Origin of the sequence: Marisediminitalea oceani, assembly GCF_003731635.1 — a bacterium.
Lineage (GTDB): Bacteria > Pseudomonadota > Gammaproteobacteria > Enterobacterales > Alteromonadaceae > Alteromonas > Alteromonas oceani.
In genome coordinates this window covers 1-14,481 of sequence record NZ_RCUA01000002.1, presented here as the reverse complement: position 1 = coordinate 14,481, position 14,481 = coordinate 1, and the positions used below count along the sequence as shown (strand labels likewise).

Here is a 14,481-nt window from a genome sequence, read left to right as displayed (position 1 = left end):
GTGTACATGATTACATAAATTTTACAATTGAAGGTGATCAAAGCCAGTACTTGCCAAACGTCTGGTCACCCGGCTGATTATTTTGTCTCTACTGTCGTAAAAGCGAAAATTTCCACTAACCTTAAAAATAGGCGTTGTAAAAGCTATGCGAGCAGTTGCCAGGTAGCTTCATAAAGGGTTCAGTGTTTGAAGAAAATATCAGTCAGGGCATATTCATTTGCTGCGGCATTTATCATTTTTGTCGTTGCAATGATTGCCGATCATTATATTACCGCTTCCTATAACCAGTCTGTGGTGGAAGACGTGCAAATAAACCTGCGTGAGGTGGAAGCGTTGATTAAAAACGAGTACGCCTCCTATCGGGATGACTTATTTTTCCTATACTCCACCCCGCCAATAAGCGGCTTAACCCGCGCAGAAAGCAATAACGGCCTGGATCCGCTGGATAACGCTACCACTGCGCAATGGCAGAACCAGCTAACCAAAATCTTTCGCGGGTTTATGGAAAATAACCGGAGCTATTATCAGTTACGGCTGCTTGACCAGCAAGGCAACGAAACCATTCGGGTAGAGCGAAAAAACGGCAGAGTCTCGGCCGCTACTGAAAGCAATCTGCAGAATAAGGGTGACCGCTATTACTTCACCACTACTAAGATGCTTGGTAAAGATCAACTCTTTGTATCGAATATCGATTTAAACCGGGAATATGGTCGAATCGCCTTCCCTCATCAACCCACTTTACGCCTGGCGCTGCCTATTTTCTCTGACGGTGAGTTTTTTGGTGTGCTGATTGCCAATATCGATGTGTCTGAATTACTTGATGAACTGGATCTGCTGATTGGAGAGCATTTGGATGTCGTGCTAACTGATTATGAGCAATACTTTGTCAAACACCCTCAGGCTGAACTGGCATTCACTCGGGACCTTGCGCCAGATCGCACATTTAGTAGTGAGTATAGGGTTAACCCAGCAGAAATAGGTGGCTTAAAGCGCTTTGCCAGCCCGGGAGCAGGGGCCTCTGCTTTGGGAGCCAGTAAGGACATTTTCGTTGCAGCGGGTGAAACAGGTCTGCTGCATGTTTATTTGCTGGTAAACGATGATTACTACCTTAGCCAGTTGACTAGCCGACGACTGGAGTCAATGGCCGGGCTCGGTGCCGTGCTGGTGTTCGCCGTGTTTGCCCTGCAGTACCTGGGCAGCAATAACCAGCGTTTAAGCAAATTGCTCGTGGCTGCCGAGGAGGCGAAGGCGGCCGTGGATGTGGCTGAGGACGCCGTTATTACGGTTAGTAACAACTGGCGCATTAATACATTTAACCAGTCTTTTGAGCGCATGTTTTTACTCGAGGAGCAACAGGTCAGAGAACAGAAATTTACCGACTTGCTACGGCACTTAGGTGGTGAAGAGGTGGCAGAATCGCTAGAGTTACACCTGGGAACCGGGGTGAACGGTGCGGAATGGCATCGTCAGGGCAACGGGGGTATCAGCAAGTGGTATCACTGCAAAGTGAATAAAATTGATAATTCGCAGGCAGAGGCTGCTTATGCGATTGTTATCCGTGACATTACGGTAGAAAAAGAAAGCCTGATAAATGTGGCTGAGACCAACCGTCAGTTAGAGGAGCAGGTGGAGCAGCGTACGGAAGAGCTTAAAAAAGCCCGGGACGAGGCGTTGGAACTGAGCCAGCTTAAAACAAACTTTATTTCTACCATCAGTCATGAAATGCGTACGCCACTTAACGGGATAGTTGGTGCCACAACACTCCTTCGTGGCGAGGCTCTCACTGCCAAGCAGTCACAACTGCTGACTATGGCCGAAGGCAGCGTGGATAATCTTAAGCACCTGATCAACGACATTCTGGATCTGTCTAAGATTGAGGCCGGAAAACTGGAGCTGGATTTTCAAAATTTTAACCCGGAAGCACTGATTGAGGGTATCACCAGTACCATGTCGGTAGTCGCGAGCCAGAAAGGGCTAGGTTTTTACATTGATACCAGTGAGTTAAATTTTACATTGGTACACAGCGATCCGCACCGGCTTACTCAGGTTGTTAATAACGTACTCAATAATGCGATTAAATTCACCAGTGAAGGCTACGTGTTGCTGACTTCACGAAGTGTGGTTGAGCATAATAATGCCAGCCTGATAATTGAAATAACTGATACAGGTAAAGGGATACCACCTGCACAACAGGGCAAGCTGTTCACGGCCTTCAGTCAGGCCGATGAGACTATTGCTGCCAGTTATGGTGGCACCGGCCTGGGATTGTCGATCTGCCGGGAAATCCTGTCGTTGCTCAACGGTTCCATTTCAGTCGAATCGGAAGAGCAGGCGGGGTCGACATTTACCATAAAAGTGCCGCTGGATCTGTGGCAGGTCAGGGAAGAAGAAGAGCCGCGGCTGGCCGACTGTAACGCAGGATTATTGATAGAGAGTGAACCACTGGAAGGTGTGTTGCAACATTTATTAGTGTGTAACGGTGCAGAGCCGATGGTGTACCACCGTATGCTATCCCTGAACGAAGTTCAGTCTTGTACTTATCTGTTTGTTGAACAAAACAGCAGTTATTATGGTGCTTTTACCCATTACTGGCAGCAATGGGTGGCAGAACAACAATCCCTTCCATCACTGTTCGTAATCGCTAAAAGTGCATCGGATGCCGATCACAGTTTACCGCAGGCAACTGTAATGGTGCAGCCACTGTATCGGTCTGTTTTCCTTTCTAATGTAATTGATAGCAGAGCGAAACAGACGTCGTTATTGGTTCAAACTTCCGACAGCCGGCGCAGTTCAGACGTGCGTACTGACTATTCCATGGCTGCGGTGGATATTAGTGCGCAGCATATTTTAATTGTCGATGACAACGAGATTAACCGTCAGGTGGCTGAGTTTATTCTCGAACCTTACGGGCCAACGGTGTTCAGCGCCGTTAACGGTGCGGATGCAATTGAACAATTAAGCAATAACCCGGATATCAATCTGGTTTTAATGGATTGTAATATGCCGGTGCTCAATGGTTACGATGCCACCCGAGCGATTCGGGGCGGACAAGCTGGCGAAGTACACCGAGATATTCAGATTATTGCGATGACGGCTAACGCCCTGAAAGGCGAGAGCGAAAAATGCTATGACGCTGGCATGAATAATTACCTGACCAAACCCATTGATGCCGGTGAGTTCATCGAAAAAGTTACTGACAGCCTGAGCTTAGCTAAGGTGGATAGAGTACCGAATCAAACCCATGAAGAACCAACGCAAGCTATCTGGCAATGTGAGGAAGCGCTGGTGCGTCTGGACAACAACAAGGCGCTGCTCAAAAAACTGTTGTCACTGTTTATTAATGAAAGTCATGAAAAACGACAAACACTCGCGCAGGCAATTGCCGCTGAAGACAGGGAAAAAGTGCGCTTCACGGCCCATGCGTTTAAAGGCAACGCTGCTGATGTAGGCGCTAACGCGCTTAAAGAAATGCTGACTGAGCTGGAATATCAGGCGAAAACCGCTAAAAAAGCAGAAATGCAATCGGTTTATGAGCGTATTGTCAGGCAGTTGCCAGCACTGATAGCGCAATTTGAACAATTCATTGAAGAAAGCTAGCTAATGTCAATAAATTGTCATGCGTCAAAATAATGACTACTAAAGTTGTATAGCGCTTTGTTAAAGGAACGTATATAACTTAACAAAAATGTGGTTTCGGAGTACCTAGGTGAAACACATCGATCAATGTTCAGTGTTAGTTGTTGATGACGATGAAATTACACGATTGATGCTAATAGCAGTATTAAGCGACATCTGTCATTGTGAAGCAGCAGGAAATGCCCAGGAGGCGTTTAATTTTCTGGCAGTTCATCCGGTTGATTTGATTGTGCTGGATATTCAGATGCCGGATATGTCGGGCCTGGAATTCTGCGAAAAAGTCCGCGCCAACAACAACTTTGTTAAAATCCCCATTTTGTTTATTACCTCTTCGGTTGAGCGCAATATTCAGGAAGCCTGCTGGATTGCCGGTGGTAATGACTTTGTAAAGAAGCCGGTTATCAGTAATACCCTCAAGCAGCGTGCTGAGAACTTACTGAAGAGCAAAATTGTTGCTGATTCGATGTTTCATACTGGTTATGACGATCCGCTTACCGGTATGAAGACCGAGCATTATTTAATGAAAGAAGTCAGCGAGCATCTGCAGTACTGCCAAATCAATAATCAGCCGTTTTCGATGTTGCTGATAAAAATTGCCGGTATCCACGATATCAACGAACATCAGGGCTTTCATCAGGGCAATCAGGCTATTCAGGCGGTTGCCCGGGTAATTGAGGGCCAACTTACCCTGCCGCTGGCCAAGTGCTGTCGGATAAGTGGTGCCACTTTTGCTGTCAGTTTACCTAATGTTAGTGAACAGCAAGGACTGGAATTTACTGACAAAGTGAGTGATGCCATGGGCAAGTATCTTTTCAGCAGTGGCACAAAATTACCGTTAAACATCCGCTTTAAGTCGTCTATAGCCAGTTGCGATGGCAATACTGGCTACAATATGGATGAATTGATGGGCCAGTGCCATGCGTCACTGGCTGCTAATCCGGTTGGCAGTTATTTAAAGCCCGGCGGAGCAGGTTAAATTACCCGTGAATATCGACGCTGATGAACCTGTTTGGCCAGGTAGGCGTCGAAAGACATACTGATGATGCGGATCAGTAAGCGCGCTTTTGGGGCTACCCGGATATGCTGCGCGGTGACCGATACCAGCCCATCGTCTATAAAGGGATCCAAAGCCGCAATGGCATCAGCAAAATAGGCGTTAAAATCAATATCCCACTCTGACTCGATATCGCAGATGGCCAGGTTCAGGTTACACATCAGTTGCATAATGACCTGTCGGCGCAACATGTCATCGCGGTTTAATAACACACCTTTACTAGTAAGGTTCGATGGTTCATCCAGCGCTGCGTAATAATCGTTAAGGGTTTTAGGGTTCTGACCGTACATATTGTGAACCGCAGAGATAGACGAAACGCCTAAACCGAGCAGGTCGAGATCCCCACGGGTGGTATAGCCCTGAAAGTTGCGGTGCAGCTCACCCTGACGTTGAGCGACGGCGAGTTCGTCGTCGGCCTTAGCAAAATGATCCATGCCAATCAGTTCGTAACCTACCTCACTCAGGGTGGCCATGGCCTGTTTCATTAATGCCAGTTTAAGCTCGGCAGAAGGCAGCCATTCATCTTTAATTTTACGCTGCGCGGCAAAACGCTCCGGCAGGTGTGCATAGCTAAACAGTGAAACCCGCTCTGGCTCCATGGCTTTTACTGCCGCCAGGGTAGTCTTAAAGGTTTCCTCGGTTTGATGGGGCAAACCATAAATGAGGTCGAGGTTTACCGATTCAAAGCCAACCTGTCTGGCATGCTCTACCAGAATGGCAATATGTGACGTACTCTGAACCCGGTTAATCGCTTGTTGAACGTTATAGTCGGTGTCCTGTACGCCAATGCTGATACGGCGGTAGCCCACGTTGGCAAGGGCGCTGATGTAGTCGGTGTCGACTGTGCGGGGATCTATTTCGATGCTGCACTGAGCGTCGTCAGCAAAGTTGAAGGCATCTTTTAACAGTGCCATTAAACGCTGATGTTGCTCAGGAGAAAGAAAGCTCGGTGAACCGCCGCCAAGGTGTAACTGCCGAACTGTATAATGGCCGAAAGCGGCTGCACGCAGGGTAATCTCTTTACTCAGATAATCCAGATAACGGTCTGCCTTATCGGCGTGGCGGGTAACGACCTTATTGCAACCACAGTAATAGCACAGCGAATGACAGAACGGGATATGCACGTATAACGACAAATCCTGCGCAGGACTGGTTTGTGCGGCCGTTAGCAGGGTGGCATCACTCACATCGTTATTAAATTCCAGAGCGGTAGGGTACGAAGTGTATCTCGGGCCGTTGATGTTGTATTTGTTAAGTAGCGCCGGGTCAAAAAAATCGATAGTTTGCATAGCCTGAATTCATTTGTTTATCGTTATGGGAACCGGATAGTTCCTGATAAGCCATAGCATACAGATTCTGTGCAAAGACAATTTGATCTCGTTCAATAAATAGCGGCGAATTGGTATTAGTTACCCGGTGAAAGGGAACACCGGGTAACTGAATGGGTAATTAAAAGTGGGTTCTCAGGGTAATGCCCCAGGTGCGTGGCATGCCAGGGTAAGCCATAATCTTGCCCGCCTGAACCGGTACATCAAAACCATTTTTAGCCACGTACTCGGTACCAAACAGGTTCTTACTCCAGACAATTAACTGGCTGTCCCACGCTGGCATTTCCCACATCCAACTGGCGTTAACCAGATCGAAGCTGTCGAGATGTTTGTAGGGATCGTTGGTGTCATCCATGAACAGATCACCGGTGTACAGATAATCCACGCGCACTGTGGTGGGGAAGTCAAAGACATCAATATAATGCTCAAGACCCAGTGTATAACGGGTTTCTGGTTCAAAACCGACCCGATCGCCAGCCCGTGAACAATAAGGATCTTCCACGTTTTGCCGGCCCGGATCGTCAATCCCGGTGTGCCAGGTATAGGCAACCCAACAGGTACCATTGTCAAACTCGTCAAAGGTGGCCAGTGTGCGGGCAAAATTTAACGATATCTGGGTAGAGGCAACGGGTAACCAGACCAAATCGAATTCAACGCCTTTGGTGCCGATACTGCCAGCATTTTGCAGATTAAAGCCAGTCCCGGTAAAAGTGGATGCCTGAAAGTCGTCGATATCGGTTTTATGCAGGGCAAGATTAAAGCGTAAATTGTAGTCAGGGAATTCCTGCTTCACACCTAACTCCCAGGCCCGGGACGTTTCGGCTTTGAATACCGGATCGAATCCAGGCGCTATACGGTCGGTATTGATGCCACCAGACTTAAATCCATTCGCCCAGGACAGGTATATCAGGCGTTCATCATTGGGCTGGTAACTAATTTTAACCGTGCCGGAAACATTGTCGTCGGATAAGGATTCCTGCATGGACGGCCGCGGCAGGATGGAAGCTGTATTAAGAAAATAAAATCCCCAGCCCGGATTCTGAAACGGTGCGATGGCTGCCAGTGAATCCGCATCGGGCATTTGCATGGTGGCAAGTGCCGTGGCGATATCCGTTAAAGCTGGTACAGCGGCATAGGGGTTAGGAATGTCTTGCGGTTGAGTAGGTAAACCATTTATACCCGGCCCAACTTCGCTGAATTCGCCATTTAATGTTTTATCTTCGGTGGTCCAGCGGATCCCGGTAGTGAGGGTCCACTGTGGCAGAAACGTCCAGTCTGTCTGGGCAAATACCGCATAACTGTCCTGGGTCTGATCGGCACTGTGCGGGAAGTCGGTGCCGCCTGGTGTGGCCGGCGCAACCGGTGCTATCAGGCCACCGCTTAATGTACTTAGCGTGTTAATCCCTTCAATAAGAGGCTGGAGTTCGGCTGCACTGGTGGCAAAAAAGGCCGGAAAATCACTGCCAATCATGTTATTGAAATCGAGGTCAAGGCGCTGATGAAAGTAAAAGACACCGGCAATGGCAGATAACGAGGGCGAGGCATAGTGAACCCTGAGTTCCTGAGTCACCGCGCGCTGTGCCGAGTCATTGGTGGTGGATAATAGCTCGCCATCGGAGAAATCAGAGTCGATATAGTCAAAGCTATCAAACTTTCTCAGTGAACTGACCGACACCAGCGATAAGGTGTCGCTGATTTGCCAGTCGATCTCTGCAGATAGCCCCCTATCTTGCATGGCTGAACGCGGCGAGGTGCTAAGCGCCGTGGTGAAATCAAAATACTGCGCCTGGGTAAATACGCGGCCACCTATTAATGGCGACGCGATAAGGCTATCGGTACCATACTTTCCTGCAATCTCGTTTGCCTGGGCGTTACCCTGCCAGGTGAGCGCCGCACAACAGCGCTCGTCGAGCTCCGCATAGTCGGCGATAACTCTAACCGATAGTGCATCTGTGGGGGTATACAACGCTTGCAGACGAAAACCTGAGCGGTCGCGGTTGTTAAGATCTTTGCCGGGGTGGGTCTGATCGGTTACCCAGCCATCACGGCGTGCGGTAAAGCCGCTTGCGCGCATAGCCAGTACGTCGTCAATCAGGGTGACCGATTTAGCACCGCTTATATTTAGCGTATTGTAATTGCCGGCAGTGACCTGAAAAAAGCCCCGGCCATCAAAATCGGCATTAACGGTATTAATAACCACTGCACCGGAAGGCGTATTCTTACCAAACAAGCTGCCCTGTGGTCCTCGCAGTACTTCTACCGACTGGATATCCACTAAATCGTTAATCACCGAGTTCTGGCGCGCGCGATAAACACCATCAACATACAATCCCACCGAGGACTCAAAACCAAAGTTTTGCGATGAAGTACCAATCCCGCGAATGGCGAAGGCACTGTTGGTTGCACTCTGACTCTGAAAAGCTGACAGGGTAGGGACACTGCGTTCGATATCAAAAATATCGAAACTGGCTTTTTCTGCTAACAGCTCACCACTAAGAGCGGTAACTGCTACCGGCACTTCCTGCAAGTTTTGCGAACGCTTTTGTGCGGTAACTTCAATGGTTTCCAACCCGGACTCAGATGTCGTGGGAGAAGATTGTGCAAACACTGAAGAAGAGAGTATCGCGGTAGCCAGTAATGACATTGCCGGCACAAGCTTTCGTGAGTGGTACGAAGATTGAGAAGACTGAGGTTGTTGCATAGATCGCCCTGACTTTTTATCGGCAGTAATTGGCGCATAGTGTAGTGACAATTAGGCCTGAGGGGTAGTAAATGAATGCAACAAATTGTGATAACTAATAATTGGTACAGGGTTGGCCAGGTAGTAGTTTACCGACCGGCTTGTTGTCCCGGCTGTTGATTAGCACCGTTCAAAGATAACGCTGGCGCTGTTGTGAAAGTATTTTCTGACCGATTATTTTTTTTGATGTACTTATTGAGTAACTGGTCAACCGGCAGACGCGAAGAGTCGGCGCGTAGCTTTTTGACCAGTTGTGGAGCACTGTCAACAGAAGCAGGTTGGATATTATGCTCGTTGGCCATGGTTGTGCCTGTAAATAAACAGCAGGTCAGCAGGCTAAGGGTAACGATTTTGATTTTCATAATATGCTCGCTTTTATTGATCTCGGTCAGCAACAATGTCATTACACCTTAGTTGTAGATGTGATGACACACTGAGAATCATACATTGGTATTCAAGTTAATACGTTACATCTGTAAGTGTATGTTTTGTGGTGAGTTATCAAATAAAGGAAAGGCGCCCTGAGGCGCCCCACCGCAGAGCCCGGAGCTCTGCTACCATGTTGAAATGTTTACATGGCTATCATGAATTCGTTATCAGTCTTATAGACGGGCGAGTACTTCTTTAGCAATGGCGTTGTCTTGCATGCCATTATCGTTAATCCAGGCTTGCAGTGTTTTACCGTCTTGCTCTGGTTCGCTTAAATCACGGCTTGGCATCTTTTTCACCAGCAGGGTACCCACTTCTGTCGCGTTATTTTGTAACGCGGTGCGGATAAGGCTCTGGCCGTTACAGGTAATACCAGCATAGTAATCGCGAAGTTTTAAACGGTAGTCAGACTGAACGTCACGCATTTTTTTACGCAGTTCGCCTTTATCATCAGCACTTACGATAGTGCAGATGTTGGCTAGCGCCTCTTCCACATTGGCGTGGGCAGTGGCGTTAATTCCGAAAGAAGCAGTTAATACAACAGCAGCAGTTTTAGCAAATTTCAACATGGTAGTAATCCTTTTAAGTTAGCAGTCTTAAAATTTTGTTTTGTTTTGTTTGTTTTGTTGAGGCTATTAGACCCCAAACTAACATTCGCTTAAACAGCAGGGCTGATACATTGGTATTTATTCTAATACCTGGATTTTGAGTAGCTTTACTTTCAAAATCAGTGGGTTGAGTTTTTATTGTCCAGCCAGAAAGGAAAAAGGCGCCTTGCGGCGCCTTTCCAATGCAGGGGACTGCTATGCTCCCTGCAACCATGTTGAACAGCTTACATGGTTATCATGAAAGAGGGGGATGATGTCTTACAGACGATCCATCACTTCTTTTGCAATAGCGTGATCCTGCAGACCGTTGTCGTTGATCCAGGCTTGCAGTGTTTTACCGTCTTTTTCCGGCTCGCTCAGGTCACGGCTGGGCATTTTTTTCACCAGCAGAGTACCTACTTCAGTCGCGTTATTTTGTAACGCGGTGCGGATCAGGCTTTGGCCATTACAGGTAATGCCTGAGTAGTAATCGTGCAGTTTCAAACGATAGTCAGACTGAACGGCACGCATTTTTTTACGCAGCTCGCCTTTGTCGTCAGCACTTACAATAGTACAAATGTTAGCTAAAGCTTCTTCCACGTTAGCGTGGGCAGTGGCGTTAATACCAAAAGAAGCAGTTAATACAAGAGCAGTAGTTTTAGCAAATTTCAACATGGTGGTAATCCTCGTTAGTTTTAGCAGCCTTTAAGGGAAATAATTTTGTTTGCTTTGTTTTGTTGGGTCTATTAAACCTAAAGTATAAGGCTGATTAAACAGCTCAGGTGATACATTGGTATTGGACTCAATACCTTTTTTCGCTGGCGCAAAGGTAAGTAAAATCAATGTGTTGTGGTTTGCATTGAGAACAGGTCTGGAACACAAAGAAAAAAGGCGCCTCTCGGCGCCTTCTAAATGCAGGGGACTGCTAAATTCCCTGCAACCATGTTGAACTGTTTACATGGCTATCATGAAATGGGTACGGTGGCCGCCTTACAGACGGTCCATTAACTCCTTGGCAATGGCATGGTCCTGCAGACCATTTTCATTGATCCACGCTTGCAGCGTTTTTCCGTCTTGCTCTGGTTCGCCCAGCTCACGGCTAGGCATTTTCTTCACCAGTAGCGTGCCAACCTCAACGGCATTATTTTGCAGGGCAGTGCGGATTAAGCTCTGACCATTGCATGAAATACCTGAGTAGTAGTCTCGCAGCTTGAGACGGTAGTCCGATTGAACAGCCCGCATTTTCTTACGTAACTCGCCTTTATCATCGGCACTTACGATAGTACAGATGTTGGCCAGCGCTTCTTCTACATTAGCATTCGCGGTGCCGGTAAGCGCCAGCGATGCAGTTAAAGCAAACAAAGAGGACTTAACAATTTTCAACATGGTTAGCTCCTTGAAAGATAGGTTATAGGTTAAGTTAGGTGGTCAATCAGTTGTTTGTTTTGTCAGGTTCATTAAAGCTCTGTCTGCGTTACTGGTAAATTGCGCGGGTGATACATTGTTATGAAGGTAAATACCTTTAAGCGTGAAGAACCCTGATTTTATTGGTATAGAGCATTGAATATTAATGAATAAGTAGATTTTCAGCGGGGATGTAACTATGTGCAGATAGCTGTGCTTCACCTGCATTTAAACTGGTTATTGGTAGCCTCGCACGGGACAGCGAGGCCTTTTATGTCAATTAGTTCAGGCAGCGTGTTGATTTAAGGGCGGCGAAAGAAACGCCTGAGCGATATCGATTAACTGCTGGCGCACCCAGCGGTGGGCCGGATCTTCGTTGGCACTGACGTGCCAGTACACATAATAATCAAGGGGCTGCAGAGCAAAGGGGAGTTCACTCACGGCGAGATTGTAATGTTTAGCTAAGTGTGACGGTAAACAGGCAAGGAGATCCGTTTTTACCAGTACGCTGGGGATGGTAAGAAAGTGATGGCTTTGCATGGCAATACGCCGTTGGTGGCCGAGCTTAGATAATTCAATATCCACTTCACTGGCCTGTTCCTGGCGTTGGGAGACCTTTATATGGCCATAAGTAAGGAAACTTTCCATCGACATGGGTTCGCTGAATGCCGGATGTTCCGGCCGGCCAACCACCACAAGACGATCTTCAGCTATTTTATGACGCGCCAGATACTGATCGGTAAGTGTCTCGCTGTCGGCGTAAAAATCGAGTTGTCCACTGGCCAGGGCATTGACCACCTGTTTTTTATCAATGTCGTAATTGGTGATGGTAATGGCTGGTGCCTGAGCTTCAATTTTTGCAATCAGCCGCGGCAGGATGCTGGCTTCAATGAGGTCCCGACAGGCAAACTGAAAGGTTTTTTCAGCTACTTCCGGATTAAACTCGCGACTTTGTAACACACTGGTTCGTAATAGCTCCAGTGCCTGACGAGCCGGGCCGATAAGGTTTTGTGCTACCGGTGTTGGACTCATGGTATGGCCGGTTCTGACAAATAACGGGTCGTTGAGCAGATCACGAAGCCGGGCCAGCGAATTACTCACTGCCGGTTGAGTGATGCAAAGGATATCAGCAGCTTTGGTAAGATTACCTGCGGTATAGATGGCATCAAATACAGCAAACAGGTTTAAATCGATTCGGTTTAAATTCATGTAAGAAGTGGCCCAACCAGTTAACTGCAATCATTATTACCATTATTAATAGAAAATCAACATTTCTATCACATTGATTGATTGTCAGACCAGTTGGGGGCACTGCTAGGCCTTTGCTAATTCCCTTAGTTTTTGTCTGCGGCTTCCTCGAGCTGTTCACCTGCTTTTTTAATATCTTTGCCGAGTCCCTCCATTGTTGCACAGCCCGTTGTCATACCGGCAACAGCGATTAATCCGAATAAAAAAAGACGCACATTACGAAACTTCATGGGATGTCTCCAAACAAAAATTAAAACTGTTTTCTAACTATCATCGCTAGGACTATCACCGTCTTCACTAGCCGATGGCTGGGAAGCACCATCATCTGTTTGGTTTTCAGGTAAAACAGAATCATTAAGCATAGCGTTGAGTTTCTCGCCTCCCTTAGCACCGAAGTCCAGCGTACGAATAGGGAAGGGAATAAGTATATTAGCATCGCTCAATGCTCTCTGAATGGCAACGATTACCTGATGTCTTGCCGCCAGAAAACCGGGCTCGCCCGGGTATTCAATCCAGAACCAGACCAGCAAATTAATACTGCTGTCGCCAAAGGACTCAGCCCACACACCGGTTTCTTCTTTTCTGATCACAAAGTCAAATTCATTAACAGCTTCGGTTAACACTTCGGCGGCTTGCTGAGGATCGTCCGCGTAGGAGATGCCGACTGGTACTTCAATGCGGCGATGGCCATTAACGCTGTAGTTGGTAAGAATGTTGCGAAACAGGATCTTGTTGGGAATGATTTCCCGTTGACCAAAGAATGTCATCACATGGGTATTACGCAGGTTAATTGCCTCTACGTTACCAAATACGCCTTCGGCTTCGATGACATCGCCAATCTGAAAGGGTTTACGCACCCCCATGGCAATCCCGGCAATTAGGTTCTCGGTAATATCCTGGAATGCAAAACCAATTGCCAGACCAACTATACCGGCACCGGCCAATAATGAGGTTACTGTTCCCCGCAGCCCGATAAAATCCAGTGCGATAAAAATACCCGCGGTCGCGATAGCGACTTTAATTATGGAGGTGAGCAAGCCGACAATCTGGGTGGAGTCAAAGGTGCGGGATAACACGCGGTGAGCGAGATTACCGACAATTTTAGCTAACAGGCCAAAAGCCATGGCAATAAAAATGGCCACGGCAATATTAGGCAGGTGTTTAATACTTGCTTCGACCCAGCGTTCAAGCTTTTCATTGATTAGTTGCCAGAAAGTATCGAGTTGTAGTGCTTTCATAATTCTCCACAAACAGACGGTGAGTCATCGGGTTGATTGTCTGAAACGGGTAGTGCAAGCATTGCACCATAGATAGTTGTTATTTAACTTTATGATTTATTGATGAATTTAAGTTGTTCTGAATAAGGTGGGAGCATCGCGTGAGTAAAATTTTCCTGCTAAACACGAAAGGATTACCCTGCTGCATGGATTACTTTACAGTTGCTGGCATAAAGAAAGCTGATGTGCCTTTGTGAGGCCGCCAACATTCGTTAAGGTAATATTTAACATCTTCAATCAAGGAGTTCTTATGACCACTAAGCTAAATGATACTGAAATTGCAGAGCAACTAGCGGCCTTAAACACCACCTCGGCAGAGGGAAGCGCCTGGCAGCGCGATGGCGATGCTATTACCTGTACGTTTACTTTTAAAGGGTTTATCGGAGCCTTTGGCTGGATGTCACAAATTGCTATCTGGGCAGAGAAGCTGAAACACCACCCTGAGTGGTTTAATGTTTATAATAAAGTTGAAGTCAGATTAACCACCCATGATGTGGGCGGCCTCAGCGAGCTGGACTTTAAACTGGCGCAAAAAATGAATCTATATTTTAAATAAATACGTAATAAATAGTACGCTTAATAAGCGTTGTGATGGGTATTTAACCGGTTGGTCAAAAAATTGAAACAATTCACCAAACAGGCCTTGCCAACCACTAATCCCTATGTATAATACGCACCACTTGAACGGCACAGCGCATTACGCGGTCCGGTTCAAACCAGTTCAGACGCGGGATGGAGCAGTCTGGTAGCTCGTCGGGCTCATAACCCGAAGGTCGTA

Annotated in this window: 12 protein-coding genes; 3 read left to right on the top strand and 9 right to left on the bottom strand. The window is 47.2% G+C overall.

Annotated elements, in window-relative coordinates; genetic code table 11:
* The first annotated feature begins 186 nt into the window (after nucleotides 1-186).
* Both D9T21_RS00260 and D9T21_RS00255 read left to right on the top strand, forming a co-directional pair.
* Nucleotides 187-3,597, top strand: a complete 3,411-nt coding sequence (locus D9T21_RS00260) for an ATP-binding protein (RefSeq protein WP_123323198.1) — start codon at nucleotides 187-189, stop codon at nucleotides 3,595-3,597.
* Between the two features lie 109 nt (nucleotides 3,598-3,706).
* Nucleotides 3,707-4,612: a diguanylate cyclase response regulator gene (locus D9T21_RS00255; RefSeq protein WP_123323197.1), complete on the top strand. Its 906-nt coding sequence runs from the start codon at nucleotides 3,707-3,709 to the stop codon at nucleotides 4,610-4,612.
* Here the strand turns inward: D9T21_RS00255 and hemN are convergent.
* The 9 genes from hemN to D9T21_RS00205 all read right to left on the bottom strand — a co-directional run bounded on the left by hemN (nucleotide 4,609) and on the right by D9T21_RS00205 (nucleotide 13,664).
* Nucleotides 4,609-5,979, bottom strand: a complete 1,371-nt coding sequence (gene hemN / locus D9T21_RS00250) for an oxygen-independent coproporphyrinogen III oxidase (protein WP_123323196.1) — start codon at nucleotides 5,977-5,979, stop codon at nucleotides 4,609-4,611. The two genes, D9T21_RS00255 and hemN, sit on opposite strands and share 4 nt — an antisense overlap.
* Nucleotides 5,980-6,139: 160 nt before the next feature.
* A complete protein-coding gene (locus D9T21_RS00245; protein WP_123323195.1) occupies nucleotides 6,140-8,719 on the bottom strand; it encodes a TonB-dependent receptor in 2,580 nt (859 codons plus the stop codon).
* A gap of 128 nt (nucleotides 8,720-8,847) precedes the next feature.
* Entirely contained in the window at nucleotides 8,848-9,120 is a 273-nt protein-coding gene (locus tag D9T21_RS00240) for a hypothetical protein (protein ID WP_164464520.1), read from the bottom strand.
* 240 nt (nucleotides 9,121-9,360) lie between these two features.
* Nucleotides 9,361-9,756 carry a DUF3718 domain-containing protein gene (locus D9T21_RS00235; protein ID WP_123323193.1) on the bottom strand — a complete coding sequence of 132 codons (396 nt, stop codon included), beginning with the start codon at nucleotides 9,754-9,756 and terminating at the stop codon, nucleotides 9,361-9,363.
* A gap of 297 nt (nucleotides 9,757-10,053) precedes the next feature.
* Entirely contained in the window at nucleotides 10,054-10,449 is a 396-nt protein-coding gene (locus D9T21_RS00225) for a DUF3718 domain-containing protein (protein WP_123323191.1), read from the bottom strand.
* Between the two features lie 315 nt (nucleotides 10,450-10,764).
* Nucleotides 10,765-11,160 (bottom strand): DUF3718 domain-containing protein, encoded by a 396-nt coding sequence (locus D9T21_RS00220; protein WP_123323190.1) that lies wholly within the window; start codon nucleotides 11,158-11,160, stop codon nucleotides 10,765-10,767.
* A 303-nt stretch (nucleotides 11,161-11,463) separates the two neighbouring features.
* Complete coding sequence (locus D9T21_RS00215; RefSeq protein ID WP_123323292.1) at nucleotides 11,464-12,387, bottom strand: LysR family transcriptional regulator; 924 nt, start codon at nucleotides 12,385-12,387, stop codon at nucleotides 11,464-11,466.
* A gap of 125 nt (nucleotides 12,388-12,512) precedes the next feature.
* Entirely contained in the window at nucleotides 12,513-12,656 is a 144-nt protein-coding gene (locus tag D9T21_RS00210) for an entericidin A/B family lipoprotein (RefSeq protein WP_105935396.1), read from the bottom strand.
* 33 nt (nucleotides 12,657-12,689) lie between these two features.
* A complete protein-coding gene (locus tag D9T21_RS00205; protein WP_123323189.1) occupies nucleotides 12,690-13,664 on the bottom strand; it encodes a mechanosensitive ion channel family protein in 975 nt (324 codons plus the stop codon).
* Between the two features lie 289 nt (nucleotides 13,665-13,953).
* Here D9T21_RS00205 and D9T21_RS00200 point away from each other — a divergent pair, with 289 nt between their 5' ends.
* The gene (locus D9T21_RS00200; protein WP_123323188.1) at nucleotides 13,954-14,259 is read left to right on the top strand and encodes a 4a-hydroxytetrahydrobiopterin dehydratase; all 306 of its coding nucleotides are present in this window, start codon (nucleotides 13,954-13,956) and stop codon (nucleotides 14,257-14,259) included.
* Nucleotides 14,260-14,481 lie beyond the last annotated feature (222 nt).

Excerpts from the sequence above, each read along its gene's own strand:
- hemN (WP_123323196.1), bottom strand. The coding sequence starts at position 5,979 with ATGCAAACTATCGATTTTTTTGACCCGGCGCTACTTAACAAATACAAC.
- D9T21_RS00245 (WP_123323195.1), bottom strand. The coding sequence starts at position 8,719 with ATGCAACAACCTCAGTCTTCTCAATCTTCGTACCACTCACGAAAGCTT.
- D9T21_RS00240 (WP_164464520.1), bottom strand. The coding sequence starts at position 9,120 with ATGAAAATCAAAATCGTTACCCTTAGCCTGCTGACCTGCTGTTTATTT.
- D9T21_RS00235 (WP_123323193.1), bottom strand. The coding sequence starts at position 9,756 with ATGTTGAAATTTGCTAAAACTGCTGCTGTTGTATTAACTGCTTCTTTC.
- D9T21_RS00225 (WP_123323191.1), bottom strand. The coding sequence starts at position 10,449 with ATGTTGAAATTTGCTAAAACTACTGCTCTTGTATTAACTGCTTCTTTT.
- D9T21_RS00220 (WP_123323190.1), bottom strand. The coding sequence starts at position 11,160 with ATGTTGAAAATTGTTAAGTCCTCTTTGTTTGCTTTAACTGCATCGCTG.
- D9T21_RS00215 (WP_123323292.1), bottom strand. The coding sequence starts at position 12,387 with ATGAATTTAAACCGAATCGATTTAAACCTGTTTGCTGTATTTGATGCC.
- D9T21_RS00210 (WP_105935396.1), bottom strand. The coding sequence starts at position 12,656 with ATGAAGTTTCGTAATGTGCGTCTTTTTTTATTCGGATTAATCGCTGTT.
- D9T21_RS00205 (WP_123323189.1), bottom strand. The coding sequence starts at position 13,664 with ATGAAAGCACTACAACTCGATACTTTCTGGCAACTAATCAATGAAAAG.
- D9T21_RS00200 (WP_123323188.1), top strand. The coding sequence starts at position 13,954 with ATGACCACTAAGCTAAATGATACTGAAATTGCAGAGCAACTAGCGGCC.